Genomic DNA, 16,226 nt, shown 5'->3' on the forward strand with positions numbered 1-16,226 from the left:
TGACGATCGAAGTGGCGACCGAAGAATGGCGATTGTCAGGTCGTCATGGGGTCCAGGTACAGATTACAGGTTCAAGTTCCGGGAACTTCCGCGAATCTCGGTTCGGGATTCGATTTGTTCGGCCTTGCTTTCAAAATCTATAATCGATTCGACTTCGAATTCGGATCCTCCGACTCTTTTTCCAGCAAGGTCAAAGGCATGGAAGTCCCGCCTTTTTCCGAAAAGGAAGATTTTGTGCTCTCTTCCTACCGCAATTATTTTTCGAATTTTCTTCCCGGGAAAAATCCGTTTCCTTATACGGTTCGCATGGAGTTGGATCTTCCTCTGAAAGGCGGATTGGGTTCCAGTGCGAGCGCAGTGGTCGCAGGATACGCGGCGGCAAGATTCGCGCACCAGACCTATTATCCGGACGTTTCCCTTCCCAATGAAGCGGACTTTTTGTACAAGCTAGCGTTGTTGGAAGGGCACCCGGACAATACGACGCCGGCCTATTTGGGCGGATTCGTGTTCTCTTATTTTGCGGAAGGCCGGCTTTTTTATTTTAAGAAAAAATTTCCGCAAGGAATCCATTGCTTTTTCCTCATCCCTCGATTCGAAATCGAAACGAACCATTCCCGGAAATGTTTACCGGACGCATATTCCGTTGAGGACGTGCTCTTTAACATGAGTCGTTTGGGAACATGGTGGGAATTTTTGGATTCGGGTAAACCCAAGCTGCTGGAAAGAGCTTTGGAAGATCGAATTCACACGCCCTATCGTATGAATTCCCAGTTTCCTTTGATGCCTTTGATCGACAAGGTTCGCAAAGAAGTGATCGGATTGTCTCTTTCCGGTAGCGGCCCTTCTGTACTTCTCTATTGTCAGAGAAAGAATTCGGAGAGGATCGCCGGAAAACTCGGTCCTTTGGTACGACAATTCACGGAAGAAACCGGGATCGCCTGTCAACTGGTCCGTATCGGGATCGATACGAACGGGGCTAGGATCCGATCCAGAAAACTATAACGTTTTCGAATCATTCCTCTTCGCTTCTTTCCTTCCCGAAGGAATAAATTCCCTTTTTGTCTCTGGAACGGAGAGCTAATCCGGGATGGATTTTTTGCACGGTGAAAATGAATTTCATTCTTTCCTTTCCCATCTTGTTGATGAAGAAGGCGCTAGTCAGTCCGATCTCGAAATATTGGGTCATCCTTTCCCGGTTGATCTTATCGGAAATACGGAAGAAAGCGGTTTGTCCGATGATTTCATGACTCTCTAATTTTTCCTCCGATTCCATCTTCGTAAAGAATTGCATTCTGGGAGGCTTAACCAGTACCGGTCCGTTCCGATGGATCAAAATATCGTAATCTTCGCTCTCCTTTCCCTTTTTTAGAACGAAAACGAGATGCTCGTCTTGGATGGATTTGCAGAGAGTGACGATATCTCCGTAGGATTGGCCCACGGTGAATTTATAATAGCGAGTGCTTTCCGGAACGACGATCTCCGCAAAGTCGCCTTCTTCCGGAGGCTCCATTTGTCCCGGGCGCATTTTGGCGGAGTAGGGGCGAAAGACTTCCCAATAAAAAAAGAAGGCCATGCCTACGAACGAGACGATTGCGAGGACGATTAGGAAAAGGTCCAGTTTGGGAGAGTACAATAATGCCGGAAAAAAAAACAAAGATCAGCCTTTTTGATCGATTTTACGGACCGGCTTTGATTCGTTCGTTTCCCTACTAAAACGGGAACTGACGATCATAGACAAAAGATCTTTCATTTGTTCCGGACTGATGACTTGACTCATTCTCTCCTCGGTGCTTACAGGCGAAGGCTTCATCACCAGCTCTTCCGGTTCGGGAAGTTTTCCCTTGCTACCGGATTCTATTTTCGAATTTCCCAACTCCACCGAGTCCAAAGATCGGATTTCCGTTCGATCCGTTTCTTTGGGTGGGGGAAACCATTGAGGGGAATATTTACCCCCGTTTTGTATTCCGTTAACGTTCATAAACCTAAACCTCCGTTTTCAGGTCCATTTTCCACGACTGCTCCGTCCAGTTCCGGATAGTCCTAAAGTCCTTCGGGAGAAGACTCCGTGATTGCCTGGAAAAAGGACCGATCACTCGAGATTTCCCTATATTGATCATCGGCTGGAAGAAAAAGGGCTTAATGATTTTTTGAATTTTCTCCCCTTGGGAGTTGTACTAGATTCCAAAAAATGCTACTGAGGAGCGGACCAGAGATGAAAAAAGAGTGAAAATCCGCCCCGAGACGGGATCGAATTTAATCGTTTGCCAGAGGGGTGACGGTTTCTAAACTGGTAGTCAGGGAAGTTTTTCCCAGGACAGGAGATTATGTCGGAAGAGAGTTCTCCCCGGTTTGCCACCCTTTTTTCTAAGCTGAACAAAACGTCCGTATTAGCGGGAGTCTTCGGAGTTTATGTCCTTCTTACAGTCTATCCTGTATTTAAATTTTTCTCTCCCGAGCAGTACGTTAAGATAGGACACCGTTATTATACGTTAAACGACGTGAAGGAATCTAATCCTTCCGTTTATCGAAAATACGCGTCGGACAATAACGATAGAATATACAGACTTTTTTCCCAATTCGCGAACGATAAGGTGTTAGAGTTAGAAGCGAAGGAAAGAGGGGTCTCCGTGGACGCACTGACAAAGTTCGCCGCGAATTACGAGCCTACGGAAGAGGAAAAAGTCGCCACTTATAACCAATACAAAGACAATATCCCCGCGTTAAAAGGGAAGTCCTACCAGCAGGTCCAAGGAGACATTTCCAGTTTCCTGAAAAGGGTCAAAGAGGACGAAGAACGCCAGTCATTTTACCAACAGCTCAGAAGCAAATACGATATAGACATTCGAGTACAGGAACTTCCACCTCCTTCTAGAATAGAAGTGGCTACCGGAAACAATCCCTCCCTCGGTCCTGCCGATGCAAAAGTGACGATCGTGGAATTTTCCGATTTCGAATGTCCTTTCTGCAAAAGAAGCCAGGATGTTACCAAGCAACTGAGGGAAAAATACCAGGGCAAAATTCGTTGGGTATTCCGCGACTTTCCTTTGCCCTTTCACCAAAATGCGATGTTTGCGCATGTGGCCGCCAATTGTGCGATTCCTCAAGGGAAATATTGGAATTATTTCTCCCAATTATTCGAAAATAGCGGGAATCTGGAAAGACAGAATGTAATCTCTCTCGCTCAAAAGAGCGGCTTAAATATGCCCGAGTTTCAGAAATGTATCGCGGACGAATCCAAACAAAAACTGGAAATCGAAGCGGATATAGCCGAGGGACAAAAATACGGAGTCAACGGAACTCCGGCATTTTTCATCAACGGGATCATGGTGGAAGGAGCCCAACCCATCGAGTCGTTTACGAAAATCATCGATCAAGAGTTGAAGAATTAATCTGAAGATATATAGGTAGGATAGCATTTTATGAGCAACACAGTCAAGGTAGCAGTTACCGGCGCCGCAGGGCAGATCGGTTATTCCCTTCTTTTTCGAATCGCTTCTGGACAAATGTTCGGAGCGGATACTCCGGTGGAAATCCAGATGTTGGAATTGGAGGCAGCTCTGCCGGCAGCCAAAGGTGTGATCATGGAATTGGAAGACTGCGCTTTTCCCCTACTGCAAAAAGTCAGCGTTTCTTCGGATCTGGATACCGCGTTTAAAAACGTGAATTGGGCGCTCTTGGTAGGTTCCGTTCCTAGAAAAGCTGGGATGGAAAGGGGAGACCTTTTGAAAATCAACGGCGGAATTTTCGTGAACCAAGGAAAGGCTTTAGAGAAGAACGCGGCCTCCGATGTGAAGGTCCTAGTCGTCGGAAATCCTTGCAATACGAACTGCCTCATCGCTATGAATAACGCGAAAGGAATTCCTTCGGATCGTTGGTTTGCGATGACCAAATTGGACGAGAACCGTGCCAAGTCTCAGTTGGCTTCCAAAGCCGGAGTTCCCGTAAAAGATGTGACGAACCTGGGAATCTGGGGAAATCACTCTTCCACCCAGTATCCCGATTTTTATAACGCAAAAATCGGCGGAAAGACCGCTACCGACGTGATCAAGGATCATGATTGGCTCAAAGGCGACTTTATTAAGAACGTACAGCAGAGAGGTGCGGAAATTATCAAAGCTCGCGGGGCTTCCTCTGCGGCGTCCGCTGCAAACGGAGTCGTAGATACTGTCCGACAAATCATCACTCCTACTCCCGCAGGAGATTGGTTCAGCGTGGCGGTGACTTCCGACGGTTCCTACGGTGCGGATGCAGGATTGATCTTCGGGTTTCCCGTGAAATCAGACGGTAAGAAGGTGGAAATCGTTAAGAATCTGGAACTGAACGATTTCGCAAAAGAGAAGTTCAAGATCACTCACGACGAACTAAAATCCGAGCGGGAAGAAGTAAAAGGAATGCTCTAATTCCTTTCCGATCAAAGAAGTGCGGGAACCGAAGACCATCCAACCCCCGTTTTACGGTGAGTTACCTGCCTTCTTTGATAGGCTGGAAGCCACGAATCGAATCCGGTCTTTGGAACCCCCGACCGGAATCGATCTTTGCTCCAACGATTACCTGGGGCTCTCCGGACATCCTGTCTTACTGGACTCTCTCAAAGAAGGCATAGAAATTTACGGCGCAGGTTCTACGGCCAGCAGGCTGGTTCGGGGCCACCGGGAAGTATTCGAGCGTCTGGAACGAGAGTTTTCCTCTTGGCTAAAAGCTCCGGCCTCCCTTTTTTTCTCAAACGGATATTCGGCAAATCTAGGAGCTCTGTCCTGTATCTGCGATCCTTCCTACGTCGTATTTGCCGATCGAAAGAATCATGCTTCTTTAATGGACGGAATCCGTCTTTCGGGAGCAAAAAAAGTCTATTTCCGACATCTCGACCTCTTGCATTTGGAAGAGTTACTGGAAAAACATTCCGGTTCCAAGAATAAAATCATCGTATGCGAAACCGTTTTCAGTATGGACGGCGACGTCGCTCCGATCCCTGAGCTGTTGCGTTTGAAAGAAAAATACGGCGCCTTATTGTATCTGGACGAGGCGCATGCAATAGGTGTTTTCGGACCCGAGGGGTCCGGTTGCGCCCGAGAACAATTGTCGGAAGCGGAAATAGGGAAGGTCGATTTTCGGATGTCCACGTTCGGCAAGGCATTGGGATTGGAAGGCGCGATGGTGTCCTGTTCGGAGGATGCGAGACGTTATTTAATGCATTGCGCTCGGACCTTCGTTTTTTCCACGGGATCCTTACCCGCTATTGCCCACGCAGGATTGGTCGCTATCGGACTCGCGCGATCCATGGAAGAAGACCGCAGGCGGATCTTAGAGTTTGCCGGAATTTTGCGGGAAGCGATTCGATCTGCAGGTTATTCTTTCGGGGATTCAGTTACGCAGATCGTCCCGATTTTATTAAGCGACGAATCCCACTCTCTGGAATTTGCCGAAATGTTTCTCCGGTCCGGTTTTCAGGCAAAGGCAATCCGACCTCCGACGGTGGATGTTTCCAGAATTCGAGTCTCTGTGAACGCAAAATTGCGTAAGGCGGACCTGGACCGCTTTATAGGAATTCTTAAGGGGAGATAAGTTGGCGGTATTCGTAACGGCCACCGGGACGGACGTAGGAAAGACTCTGTTTTGTTCCCTGTTTTTAGCAAAATACGCTGAAGCCTTGGGAGTAAAATATTTCAAGCCGATCCAGACGGGAGAAGATTCGGAACGAGTCAAGATCATGAATCTGACGGGTCTGAACGAGAAATTTTTTTTGAAGAACTATTACACGTTCGAGATTCCGGCTTCTCCTCATTTGTCTTCGGAATTAGCGAACGTTCAGGTGGAAACCGAGGAATTATCTAGACATCTCTTCAGTATCCGCTCAGAAAAAATTCTAATCGAAGGAGCCGGAGGGCTTTACGTTCCGTTGAAAAGGTATTATTATAATATCGATTTGATCGCACAATCCCAATTGCCGGTCGTTCTTGTGGCATCCACCGGATTGGGCACGATCAATCATACTCTTCTTTCCATAGAGGCTATGAAGCGGGCTTCCATCAAATGTCACGGCGTATTTTTTATCGGTCCTGAAAATCCGCTTCGCTCCGACAATATCCGTACCGTAATCGAGGCGAGCGAGATCGGCCTATTAGGAACGTTTTTATTGCCGGACAGAAGGTTGGCTCGCCAGGAATTCCTGCATAGGGTGGAGCAAGAGTTCGATCCAAAAGGAATTCTACCGGAGATTCTGTTTCCTTGATTTGGCATCCTTATACATCCCAGTTGGGCGCCGACCCTCCTTTGAAAATCGTTTCCGCTACAGGGGAATTCCTATATGACGAAACCGGAAAGGATTACGTGGACGGAATCTCTTCCTGGTGGGTGAGCATACACGGTCACAATCATCCTAAATTAGTGCAGGCCTTGAAGGACCAAGTGGACCAGTTAGATCACGTCTTGCTCGCCGGTTTTACGCATCCTCCTGCATTGGAACTCGCTCACGAGCTGCTCCAATTCACGAATTGGAAATTCCGCAAAGTTGTGTATTCGGATAACGGTTCTACCGCTTTGGAAATCATGCTGAAAATCGCCTGGCAGTATTTTCGAAATCGGGGAGATACGAAACGAAAAGTTTTTATAAAATTTTCGTCCTCCTATCACGGAGATACCATCGGTGCGATGAGCGTGGGGGGAGATTCCGTTTTTAATCGGGTGTTTCAGTCCCTGCTTTTTTCCACCAAGGATTTTGTTACTCCGGCCTGCCATGATTGTCCGGTCGGAAAAAATCCGAGAACCTGTTCGGAAGACTGTCTGGACGAGTTGGAAGCCTATCTTTCCCTTCACTCCGACGAAGTAGTCGGAGTCGTCCTCGAGCCTTTGATCGCCGGTGCGGGTGGAATGCTTTTTCACAAACCCGAGGTTTTAAAGAAACTAAGAGATCTCACGCAACGGTACGGGATTTTGCTTCTTTTAGACGAAGTATTCACCGGTTTCGGAAGAACGGGACGCAAATTCGCGTACGAAACCGCCGATATCGTGCCGGATATGATCGCTTTGGCAAAAGGGTTAACTGCGGGAATTTTACCGTTCGCCGTCACTCTCGTTCGGGAAGAGGTTTATAAGGAATTTCTTTCCGAGGAGCCGCTAAAGACCTTATATCATGGACACACGATGACCGGGTATCCTTCCGGGTGTGCGGTAGCCTTGGCCTCCTTGAAAATTTTCCAAGAGGAAAATCGGCTGGATGATGTGAAACGGGTGGAACTAGGCTTAGAGGAAGGGTGGTCGAGGATTCGGGCGGAGTTTCCGGAAAAGCTTAGGAATGTTCGGGTATTGGGTGCAGTGGGAGTGGGAGAGTTGGAAACCGGGCAAGAAAAGCCCGGATACATCTATTCCTATGCTAGAGAATTCAAACGGATTTGTCTGGAAAACGGAGTCATTCTGCGACCCCTCGGAAATGTGATCTATGTGACCCCTCCCTATACGATTTCTAAAGAATCGTTGGACCGAATCTTCGGAGCCATCCGAATCGCACTTTCCTCGTATCATGTGCCTTCTTGACATTTCTTCTGGACAGGAATATCGATTGCCAATTGCCCAGGGTCCTAGAAACTATCGGGAGAATGCAAACCGTAACCCAAAAACCAGGTACAGTGGAAGAAAAAGTACTTTCCGAAGTGCCTAGTCTTATCAGTCGCGAGGGGGCTCTCTCCATTTTAGAGGGAAAAATTCCCCTCACGGAATGTTTGGATCAGGCGTATCGAGCCAGAGAACAATATTTCGGGCGATCGGTTCGAATTCATATCTTGGACAATATTAAAAACGGCCACTGTCCGGAGGATTGCGGCTATTGCGCTCAGCGCAAAAATGCGAATTCCGGCGTACAGGAATATCCTTTAAAATCGGAAGAAGAAATCTTCCAGGACGCAGTTCTGGCGAAAGAGAACGGAGCATACCGTTTTTGTATGGTTACCTCCGGGACGGGACCGAACCAAAGCACGACCGAAAAATTGGCTCGAACCATAGAAAGGATACACAAGGAACTCGGTTTAAAAGTCTGCCTTTCTGCGGGATTGTTGGATCGAGAAAAGGCCGCAATCCTGAAGCAAGCGGGATTGGATAGATACAACCATAATCTAAATACTTCCAAGTCTCATTATCCCGAAATCTGCGAAACCCATACCTACGAGCAAAGAGTGGAAACGATTTCGCATCTTTCGGAGGCGGGAATCGGAATGTGTTCGGGAGTAATCGTGGGAATGGGCGAATCTCTAAAGGATATCGTCGATGTGGTTTTCGACATCAAGGCTCTGCGCGTGATTTCCATTCCGGTCAACTTCTTTATTCCGGTAGCAGGTCATGCCGTTCGACATCCCCAACCTTTAACTCCCGAGTTTTGTCTGAGAGTGTTGATCGCTTTCCGTTTGGTGAATCCGGACTCCGAAGTCCGGATTGCAGCCGGAAGAGAAGGGCATCTCAGAAGCCTGCAAAGCATGGCTTTATTCGCGGCTAATTCGCTGTTTGCCAGCGGATATCTGAACGTGAAAGGGTCCGACGCGCTGGAAACCGTCAAACTGATTTTAGACGCTGGATTCCTGCCCGAATTTTCCTCCGGAAAAGGCGCGGAGGTGGATTGGGAAAGCATTTTAGGAAATGATTATCTTTACTCTGCGGAGAATTTTCCCGAACTTTACAAATTCAGGAAAAAACCGTAGAAAAATTTCGAAGGTCGTAGTAATGAAATCCAGGATGTTTTTACGGAATCCGGTTCGGAGAGGAAAGATGGAAATCGTTCGTTTTCGGAACGGAAATTCGTAATGGATTGAAACTCTCGGTAGGATAAAAATCCTGGATATAACGGAGAGATTGTCGGATGAAATATAAGATCGAGATCAATAAACTAAAAAACGGCTATATTGAAGCCAAATTGATCGATACAGTTTCCAACAACCCCATCGAATTCCGTATATGTGATACGGAAGAATATCTGCAGGCGCAGATCGCCGATTGGCACAAGCGCTTCCATATGAAGGACAACGAATAACTGAGAGTCCTCAGGAAATTTTGTCTTGGCGTATGACAATTTTCGTTCGCGTTTGCTTTTTCTTACTTCTTCTTCCCTCCTGCGCTAGTCTTAGAAATGCGAAGATTGTGGATTATTACCATCCGAATTTCGAATGCGTAGGAAATCTAGGCTCCAGAGATCCGGATTTCTGGACGCTCTATCAGGCAAAATACCGGGAAGCGATCGAGTTTTATTCCAAAGAGAATACAAGGATTAAGACGGCCCAGATCGTTTTTGTAGGGAACAGCCTGATGGCGGGCTTCCCACCGGGACTCTTGCAGGAGGAATTTCCCGGCTCCGTCAACCGAGGGATTCCGGGGGACATGACCGAGCTTCTTTTGGGCAGACTCGAAAGCACCGTATTTCCTCTGAAGCCTTCCTACATTATTCTGGAAATCGGGGGAAACGATATCCGAGAAGGGAAGTGTTTGGATTATATAGAATCGAAGCAAAGGGAGATCGTTTCTCGGATCCGGACGGTCTTGCCGAATGCGAAAGTGATTTTATTGGGAATCCCTCCCGTACTGAGCGGGCAAGTGAATTCCGTGTCGCCGATCGTAAACTCCGCCTTGGCGAGAATCGCCGCAGGAAGTCCGAATTTTAGTTATCTGGATATATGGCCGTATTTTCGAACGAAGGGACTTCCGTTCCTGCGCGAAGAATTGGCTTTAGAATACGAAGGAAAGACGGATAAGATTCACGTAAACGAAAACGCGTATAAGATCTGGGCCAAGCAGATCAAGCCCCTATTGAAATAACGTTCCAGTGTTACTATTCTTTACAGAACCGTCCGCAAATGCGAAAGAGGAAATCCGAAATGCTCTTATCCGCTTAGGCTCCGACCAAGGACGTTTCGAAAATACGAATATTTCCGTTCCGAGCGGATGGAAATGTTTCCTGACCGATTCTCTCGTCCTTTCTTCCCGCGAAGACCTGGTTCGGCTCCGCAGCGAACTTTCCCGATTTAGAATCGACGTTCTGTCGGTAAAAAGCCGCATCGTAGGACAATCCCTTTTTTGCTTCGATATGGATTCCACCCTGATTCGCGAGGAAGTGATCGACGAGTTGGCGCGTTTTGCGGGAGTTTACGAGGAGGTTTCCTTAGTCACCAGGGAAGCCATGGAAGGAAATTTGAATTTCCAGGACGCGTTAAGGAAACGTTGTTCGTATTTGAAGGATTTGCCGGTGACAGCCTTGACGGACCTGTATTCCAGACTTTCGTTAAACGAAGGTGTTTCGGACCTTCTTCAGAGGCTGAGAGGAAAAGGCACAAAGACGGCCGTTTTCAGCGGAGGATTTCAGGACATTCTGGAAAGATTCCGGACGGAGCATCCTATCGACGAGGTCCGCGCCAATTTTTTGGAAAGGAAGGACGGGAAGCTAACCGGAAATGTTTCCGGAAGGATCGTGGATAAGGACGTAAAAAAGGAATCCCTGGTCGAACTTAGGGAAAAATTCCGGATCGAAAAGGAAAACGTGATAGCCGTAGGCGACGGCGCTAATGACCAATTAATGTTAAGCGAAGCTGGGATCGGAATAGGGTTTCACGCTAAGGAAGGCTTGAAAAACACGATCATGAATTGGGTCGATTTTGCGCCCATGGATGTACTGCTCTATCTATTCGAGAGCTAAACTAGAGTAGCAAAGCGGACGATCAATCCTGATCGCTTTTTTTCCGAGCATTCAATTTTCTTTTCCATTCGTCCAACAACCGGAGGGCTTCTATCGGAGTCATAGAGTCTAAGGGTAGAGAGGAAATCTCGTTTTTCCATTCCTTCCAAAACGTTTGTTCGGGAGAGGAAGGTTGAAAATCCTGGAATAGGGAAGGTTCCCTGGTTTGGATTCGAATTTCCTTTTTCCTGGATTCGAGGTCGGAAAGAATTTCGCCGGCGCGTTTTACCACGGTTTCGGGAACACCCGCCAATTGAGCCACGTAGATTCCGAAGGACTTTTTCGCCTTTCCCGGTTTTACTTTCTTTAGAAAAAGCACCTTATCGTCTTTTTCTAAAGTTTCCATATGTATATTCCAAATCCCAGGAAGCCTAGAGAGTTCCGTAAGTTCGTGGTAATGTGTCGCAAATACCGTCTTAGGTCTCCGGGGCATTTCCGAAAGGAATTCCAAAATCGCCCAGGCTATACTCATTCCGTCGTAGGTGGAAGTCCCTCTTCCCACTTCATCGAACAATAACAGGGATTGAGAAGTGCAGTTTCTCAGGATATGCGCGGTTTCCTTCATCTCCACAAAGAAGGTGGATTCCCCCGCAGTAAGATTGTCTCCCGCTCCGATTCTGGTAAACAGTTTGTCCACGATAGGCAGCTCCGCCTTGGTCGCGGAGACGCAGGAACCGATCTGGAATAGGATCTGGTTGAGGGCGATTTGTCGCATGAACGTGGATTTTCCGGCCATATTCGGTCCAGTCAGAATTGCGATCGCGTTGTCGCCCGTATCCAATTGCACATCGTTCGGAACGAATTTAGACCCTACCGGTAAGGCGGCCTCCACAACGGGATGTCTGGAATCCTTCATGAAACTGCCGGAATTCTGGCTGAATTTGGCTCTGGTCCAGCCGTAATTCTCTTCGGCCTTTATTAGAGAAAGTTGAAAATCCAAATCTCCGAATTCCTCGGACAATTCCAAAAGCTCGTTCGTGAATCTTAATACTTCGGCAGTCATTTTTTCGAATTCGGTTCTTTCCAGAATCCGGATCGTGTCGTCCGATTCTAAAATGGCTCTTTCTATTTCCTCCAAACGCGAATTCGTAAACCTTTCAGTGGTGACTAAAGTCTGTTTTTTTAAATACTCTTTGGGAGCCTGCTCGGCTTGATTTCTGGAAATCTCTATGAAATATCCCACGATTTTGTTGTATTTGATTTTGAGGGTGGAAAGTCCCGTGCTTTTCTTTTCGGAAGCCTCCAATTCCAAGATCCAATCCATTCCTTTGGAACCGGCTTCCCGCGCGCGATCCAATTCGGGAAGGAATTCGTCCTTTAGAAATTTACCGTTTCCTAATATTACGGGTAGTTCTTCCGTATGAAGTCTTTCCCGAATGTAGGTCTCCAGATCGGTCAGCTTCGCTATCGGATACCGGATGGGATAGCCGATCGCATGCAACGTTTCTTTCAAGGAAAAAGCCGTTTCGATTGCCGTCAGGATCGTCCTAAAATCCCGGGGCGCCGACTTATTGTTCCGGAATCGGGTCAGGATTCTTTCCAAGTCTCCCAAATCCTTTAAGGATTGTAGGATCGGTTGGGAAGGAATTTTCCGGAGTAAATCCTGTTTTTCCCATCTGGATTCCAACACGGCAAGATCCGTTTCCGGAAAAAGGATCCTCTGTTTTAGGAGTCTTTTCCCTTTTGCAGTATGACAGAAATTTAATACGGAAAAGAGTGTATGGTTTTTTCCGTATTCGTTTTCCGTCAATTCCAGATTGAGAATCGTTTCCCGATCCATTTCGAGAAACGATCCGGCGTTTAAAACCTTTGCCTCCCTTAAGGTTAGGGAACCGTCCCGGTAGTTCTCTCGAACGTAATATTCGAGGCAATTTCTGACGGAATGGAAAGGATCTTTGACTTCGTTGCCGCCTTCTGCGGAAGCGGGAAGAACGGTGAAGTTTTTCTCTCCTAATCTTTCCCAACCGAGAATTCTTTCTTTGTCCTTTTCCAAAACGCAGATTTCGCTGGGTTGGAATTTTTCCAGTTCGGCCGATAGGCCCTCGGGATCGGAAACCGAGATCGCGAACTGCAACACTTCTCCCGTCGATACGTCCGCCATACCGACGAATACGAGGGCCGTTTTCGGGAGGATCATGCAGAGATAATTGCTTCTATACCCAGAAAGTAGGTTTTCTTCGATAACCGTGCCCGGGGTGATGATCCGGACCACCTCCCGAGTCATCAACTTGGGGTTGGAATCGTCCGGTTTGGATTGTTCGCAGATCGCGATCTTCTTTCCCGCCGAGAGAAGTTTTGCGATATAAGCGTCCTTGCTATGGTACGGAATTCCGCACATCGGTACGGAGTTTTGTCTTTTTGTGAGAGCGATGTCCAGGATCGCGGAAGCGATTTTCGCGTCCTCCAGAAACATTTCGTAGAAATCTCCCATTCGAAAGAAAAGGACGGAGTCTTTGAATTTCGCCTTGATGTCCATATATTGACGCATCATAGGCGTGTCCAGTGCCGCGGAAAAATCCGCCTCTATCCGTTCAGTCGACATGAGCTTGCTTTGCGTTTCGGATGAATGAAACGATCGAATTCCGGTCCTTGATTCCGGGAGAGGATTCCACTCCGCTCGCCACATCCACCCCGAACGGGGAGATTTCCCGAACGGCTCGGGCTACGGTTTCCGGCTTTAGTCCTCCGGCCAAAAAGAAAGGACGTTTGACCCCTCGAACATATTCCCAGGGAAAGGATTCCCCGGTTCCTCCTCCCGCACCGGTAACATAGCTGTCTAGAATCAGCAGATCGGAATCCAAAGAGGAAAGCGCTTCGTCGGAGACGGGTTTTTGCACTCGGTAGGAAAGGATTCTGGAATTTCTTTGTCCGTACAAGGGGGAAGCGTTTCCGGGAACCAGATTGTCGTCGCTTACGTACTGCAAATAGTCGTACGGAAGGGAACCTAATACGGATTCGACGAAAGAGAGGGAATTTCGGTAGAACAAAAAAACGACCTTAGGTCGGAGAAACTTCGGAACCCCGTTTTCCAGGACAGAGAGTAGGGAAGCAGCGTGGGAAGGAGAAATGTTTCGGACGCTAAGGGGGGAAAAATTCAAACCGATAAAGTCGGCCCCCTCGTCCACACAAAGCTTCATCGTATCGGAGTCCCGTATTCCGCAAATCTTTACTTTTACTTTTTCCGTCATTCCTATGTTCGTCCGCGAAAAACTTTTCCGAGGTCGGTTTCCCGCTCGAATTATTTTCCCTCTTTTCTATACAAGACTAGAACCTCCTGACGTCAAGTATGATCGATCACCGCTTCTATCTGGAAGATAAACGAAGTTTAAGAATTCTCGTCTTGGGGAATCGGGAACTGTCCGATTATTCCCCGGATCCCGAATTTATCCGCTCCCGAGTTTCTCATTTCAGCGAAATTCCGGAGGAGAGAATTTTTCTTCTAGATCAGGTTCATGGAACCGACGTCGTAGATTCGGATCGGATCCAGGCCGGGGCAGTTCCGCAGGGAGATGCCTTATACACTACGGAACCCCGAAAAGTGCTGGTTATCAAAACGGCCGACTGTATGCCCGTCTTCTTTTGGAACGGAAATCCGGCCTTGGTAGGAATCGTACATTCCGGCTGGAAAGGAACCTTGGCAGGAGTAGCGGAAACGGCAATCCGAGAGACTACCCGAAAATACGGGTTCGATCCCCAATCCCTTCAATTTTATATCGGGCCTTATGCAACGGGAAAGCAGTACGAGGTGGGGGAAGATGTGGCGTCTCAGTTTAGGAAGGAATGTCCTACGGCTTTGAAACAGCTTCCGACAGAGGGAAAGTTTCTATTGGAACAGAAAGTATTCCTATTGAATCGGCTGAAAAATTTGGGAGTAGAAGCCTTTCTGGAAACCTCCGGAGCCTGCACGATGACGGCAAACTCCAGGTATTTCAGTCACAGAAGAGGCGACACCGCAAGAAATCTGAATTGTATTTGGCTGGAATAATTCCTAGATCTTGATCGTCTTGCGGACGGTCGCATTCGCTTTTTCCAGGATCTTTTCCCGTTTGATGGGTTTGACCACATAATCCATTACGCCGCTATCAGATAGGTTCTTGATGACTGCGGGAGTGTTTTCGTCGGTTACGACCATGATTCTAGGAAGAACTCCTAATTCCTTGATTTCGTAAAATGCCGCGAACCCGTCCATCACGGGAAGATGAAGATCCAAAGTAATGAGATCGACCTTTTTGTTTTCTTTGTATAAGTCGACCAATTCCTTTCCCGTTTCCGCGAAGGCAACGACTTCATAACCTTCGGATTCCAGAATCTGAGCCAATTGCTTTGCCTGGAATTTGGAATTTTCCGCTACGATTACCTGGTAAGGTCTGCCGGAAGGGGCGATTCCACCTTTCATCTTATCACCGTCCTAAACAAATTGCAAAATTCACAATGCGTTTTCGATTTCTTTTCCGATTTCTTCCGTTCCGAGAATTTTCGCTCCCGGTTCAGCGATGTCGCGGGTTCTTTTTCCTTCAGAGATGACTTTTCGCACAGCGCTTTCGATTTTAGCCGCTTCCGGCTCCATAGAAAACGAGTAGCGAAGCATCAGTGCGGCGCTAAGGATCTGCGCAATCGGGTTCGCAATTCCCTTGCCTGCGATGTCCGGTGCCGAACCTCCGGAGGGTTCGTATAGACCGAATCCGCTTTCGGAGAGCGAAGCCGAGGGAAGCATTCCTATGGAGCCCGTAATGATGGATGCCTCGTCCGACAGGATATCTCCAAACATATTTTCGCAAAGGATCACGTCGAACTGTTTCGGATTTACGATCAATTGCATCGCTGCGTTATCCACGTATAGATGAGCTAGTTGGACGTCCGAAAATTCCTTTTTATGCAAATCGATTACGACTTCTTTCCAAAAAACGGAAGTTGTCAATACGTTCGCTTTATCAATACTAGTGACTTTATTGTTTCTTTTTCGCGCCGCTTCAAAGGCGACTCTTGCGGCTCTTTCGATCTCACGACGGGAATAACGCATCGTGTCATAGGCGAACTCTTCCTCACCGGAACCTTCTCGACCTTTGGGTTGTCCGAAATAGATTCCCGAAGTAAGTTCCCGTAGGATCAGTATGTCCAGACCTTCCCCTATGATCTCCGCTTTGATCGGAGAAGCGTTTTTCAATTCGGGGTAAATGATTGCAGGTCTCAGATTGGCGAATAGATCGAAATGCTTACGTAGCGGAAGTAAGGCTCCTCGTTCCGGCTGTTTTTCCGGAGGAAGAGATTCCCATTTAGGACCTCCCACGCTTCCGAATAGGATGGCGTCGGATGCTTCGCAAAGTTTTAAGGTTTCCGGGGGAAGCGGGCCTCCCGTTTTATCGATCGCGATTCCGCCTACCCAGGCTTCATTGAATTCGAATTCCGATTCTTTTTTTGCTAAGGCTTTCTTTAAGACCGACACTGCCACTTTCATGACTTCGGGCCCGATTCCGTCTCCGGCCAATACGGCGACTTTTTTCATTCTTTCTATTTTCCTTTT

Annotated in this window: 17 protein-coding genes; 11 read left to right on the forward strand and 6 right to left on the reverse strand. The window is 47.6% G+C overall.

What is annotated here, in order from left to right; all coding sequences use genetic code 11:
• Window positions 1–45: 45 nt before the first annotated feature.
• Window positions 46–1,002, forward strand: a complete 957-nt coding sequence (gene thrB, locus EHO61_RS16785) for a homoserine kinase (protein WP_135814718.1) — start codon at window positions 46–48, stop codon at window positions 1,000–1,002.
• 10 nt (window positions 1,003–1,012) lie between these two features.
• On the opposite strand, the gene EHO61_RS16790 is transcribed toward thrB, so the two are convergent.
• Window positions 1,013–1,654 carry a hypothetical protein gene (locus EHO61_RS16790; RefSeq protein WP_135814719.1) on the reverse strand — a complete coding sequence of 214 codons (642 nt, stop codon included), beginning with the start codon at window positions 1,652–1,654 and terminating at the stop codon, window positions 1,013–1,015.
• 3 nt (window positions 1,655–1,657) lie between these two features.
• A complete protein-coding gene (locus EHO61_RS16795) occupies window positions 1,658–1,978 on the reverse strand; it encodes a hypothetical protein (protein WP_135814720.1) in 321 nt (106 codons plus the stop codon).
• A 346-nt stretch (window positions 1,979–2,324) separates the two neighbouring features.
• Here EHO61_RS16795 and EHO61_RS16800 point away from each other — a divergent pair, with 346 nt between their 5' ends.
• The 9 genes from EHO61_RS16800 (at window position 2,325) to serB (ending at window position 10,666) form a co-directional block, all read left to right on the forward strand.
• Window positions 2,325–3,389 carry a DsbA family protein gene (locus EHO61_RS16800; RefSeq protein WP_135814721.1) on the forward strand — a complete coding sequence of 355 codons (1,065 nt, stop codon included), beginning with the start codon at window positions 2,325–2,327 and terminating at the stop codon, window positions 3,387–3,389.
• A gap of 30 nt (window positions 3,390–3,419) precedes the next feature.
• The gene (locus tag EHO61_RS16805; RefSeq protein ID WP_135814722.1) at window positions 3,420–4,400 is read left to right on the forward strand and encodes a malate dehydrogenase; all 981 of its coding nucleotides are present in this window, start codon (window positions 3,420–3,422) and stop codon (window positions 4,398–4,400) included.
• A gap of 19 nt (window positions 4,401–4,419) precedes the next feature.
• The gene (locus EHO61_RS16810) at window positions 4,420–5,562 is read left to right on the forward strand and encodes an aminotransferase class I/II-fold pyridoxal phosphate-dependent enzyme (RefSeq protein ID WP_135814723.1); all 1,143 of its coding nucleotides are present in this window, start codon (window positions 4,420–4,422) and stop codon (window positions 5,560–5,562) included.
• 1 nt (window position 5,563) lies between these two features.
• Window positions 5,564–6,229, forward strand: a complete 666-nt coding sequence (bioD, locus tag EHO61_RS16815; protein WP_135814724.1) for a dethiobiotin synthase — start codon at window positions 5,564–5,566, stop codon at window positions 6,227–6,229.
• Window positions 6,226–7,530 (forward strand): adenosylmethionine--8-amino-7-oxononanoate transaminase, encoded by a 1,305-nt coding sequence (gene bioA / locus EHO61_RS16820; protein WP_135814725.1) that lies wholly within the window; start codon window positions 6,226–6,228, stop codon window positions 7,528–7,530. The genes bioD and bioA overlap by 4 nt, the downstream gene beginning before the upstream one ends.
• Before the next feature lie 62 nt (window positions 7,531–7,592).
• Window positions 7,593–8,684, forward strand: a complete 1,092-nt coding sequence (gene bioB / locus EHO61_RS16825; protein WP_135814726.1) for a biotin synthase BioB — start codon at window positions 7,593–7,595, stop codon at window positions 8,682–8,684.
• A gap of 158 nt (window positions 8,685–8,842) precedes the next feature.
• Window positions 8,843–9,013: a hypothetical protein gene (locus EHO61_RS17275; protein ID WP_167880118.1), complete on the forward strand. Its 171-nt coding sequence runs from the start codon at window positions 8,843–8,845 to the stop codon at window positions 9,011–9,013.
• A gap of 32 nt (window positions 9,014–9,045) precedes the next feature.
• Window positions 9,046–9,792 carry a GDSL-type esterase/lipase family protein gene (locus EHO61_RS16830; protein WP_135814727.1) on the forward strand — a complete coding sequence of 249 codons (747 nt, stop codon included), beginning with the start codon at window positions 9,046–9,048 and terminating at the stop codon, window positions 9,790–9,792.
• Between the two features lie 7 nt (window positions 9,793–9,799).
• Complete coding sequence (gene serB / locus EHO61_RS16835) at window positions 9,800–10,666, forward strand: phosphoserine phosphatase SerB (RefSeq protein WP_167884898.1); 867 nt, start codon at window positions 9,800–9,802, stop codon at window positions 10,664–10,666.
• A gap of 22 nt (window positions 10,667–10,688) precedes the next feature.
• On the opposite strand, the gene mutS is transcribed toward serB, so the two are convergent.
• Together mutS and EHO61_RS16845 are read right to left on the reverse strand one after the other, a co-directional pair.
• The gene (gene mutS / locus EHO61_RS16840) at window positions 10,689–13,247 is read right to left on the reverse strand and encodes a DNA mismatch repair protein MutS (RefSeq protein WP_135814728.1); all 2,559 of its coding nucleotides are present in this window, start codon (window positions 13,245–13,247) and stop codon (window positions 10,689–10,691) included.
• Window positions 13,237–13,893 (reverse strand): phosphoribosylanthranilate isomerase, encoded by a 657-nt coding sequence (locus EHO61_RS16845; protein WP_135766176.1) that lies wholly within the window; start codon window positions 13,891–13,893, stop codon window positions 13,237–13,239. Before EHO61_RS16845 ends, mutS begins: the two co-directional genes overlap by 11 nt.
• Window positions 13,894–13,991: 98 nt before the next feature.
• Between EHO61_RS16845 and pgeF the strand changes: the two genes are divergently transcribed.
• Window positions 13,992–14,690, forward strand: a complete 699-nt coding sequence (pgeF, locus tag EHO61_RS16850; protein ID WP_135766175.1) for a peptidoglycan editing factor PgeF — start codon at window positions 13,992–13,994, stop codon at window positions 14,688–14,690.
• Window positions 14,691–14,693: 3 nt separating this feature from the next.
• Here pgeF and EHO61_RS16855 read toward each other — a convergent pair whose 3' ends face one another.
• Window positions 14,694–15,101: a response regulator gene (locus tag EHO61_RS16855; protein WP_135766174.1), complete on the reverse strand. Its 408-nt coding sequence runs from the start codon at window positions 15,099–15,101 to the stop codon at window positions 14,694–14,696.
• A gap of 30 nt (window positions 15,102–15,131) precedes the next feature.
• The gene (gene leuB, locus EHO61_RS16860; protein ID WP_135766173.1) at window positions 15,132–16,208 is read right to left on the reverse strand and encodes a 3-isopropylmalate dehydrogenase; all 1,077 of its coding nucleotides are present in this window, start codon (window positions 16,206–16,208) and stop codon (window positions 15,132–15,134) included.
• Between the last annotated feature and the right edge of the window lie 18 nt (window positions 16,209–16,226).

Origin of the sequence: Leptospira fluminis (assembly GCF_004771275.1) — a bacterium.
Taxonomy (GTDB): Bacteria; Spirochaetota; Leptospiria; order Leptospirales; family Leptospiraceae; genus Leptospira_B; species Leptospira_B fluminis.

Excerpts from the sequence above, each read along its gene's own strand:
- thrB (WP_135814718.1), top strand. The coding sequence starts at position 46 with ATGGGGTCCAGGTACAGATTACAGGTTCAAGTTCCGGGAACTTCCGCG.
- EHO61_RS16795 (WP_135814720.1), bottom strand. The coding sequence starts at position 1,978 with ATGAACGTTAACGGAATACAAAACGGGGGTAAATATTCCCCTCAATGG.
- EHO61_RS16800 (WP_135814721.1), top strand. The coding sequence starts at position 2,325 with ATGTCGGAAGAGAGTTCTCCCCGGTTTGCCACCCTTTTTTCTAAGCTG.
- EHO61_RS16805 (WP_135814722.1), top strand. The coding sequence starts at position 3,420 with ATGAGCAACACAGTCAAGGTAGCAGTTACCGGCGCCGCAGGGCAGATC.
- bioB (WP_135814726.1), top strand. The coding sequence starts at position 7,593 with ATGCAAACCGTAACCCAAAAACCAGGTACAGTGGAAGAAAAAGTACTT.
- EHO61_RS17275 (WP_167880118.1), top strand. The coding sequence starts at position 8,843 with ATGAAATATAAGATCGAGATCAATAAACTAAAAAACGGCTATATTGAA.
- EHO61_RS16830 (WP_135814727.1), top strand. The coding sequence starts at position 9,046 with ATGACAATTTTCGTTCGCGTTTGCTTTTTCTTACTTCTTCTTCCCTCC.
- mutS (WP_135814728.1), bottom strand. The coding sequence starts at position 13,247 with ATGTCGACTGAACGGATAGAGGCGGATTTTTCCGCGGCACTGGACACG.
- EHO61_RS16845 (WP_135766176.1), bottom strand. The coding sequence starts at position 13,893 with ATGACGGAAAAAGTAAAAGTAAAGATTTGCGGAATACGGGACTCCGAT.
- pgeF (WP_135766175.1), top strand. The coding sequence starts at position 13,992 with ATGATCGATCACCGCTTCTATCTGGAAGATAAACGAAGTTTAAGAATT.
- EHO61_RS16855 (WP_135766174.1), bottom strand. The coding sequence starts at position 15,101 with ATGAAAGGTGGAATCGCCCCTTCCGGCAGACCTTACCAGGTAATCGTA.
- leuB (WP_135766173.1), bottom strand. The coding sequence starts at position 16,208 with ATGAAAAAAGTCGCCGTATTGGCCGGAGACGGAATCGGGCCCGAAGTC.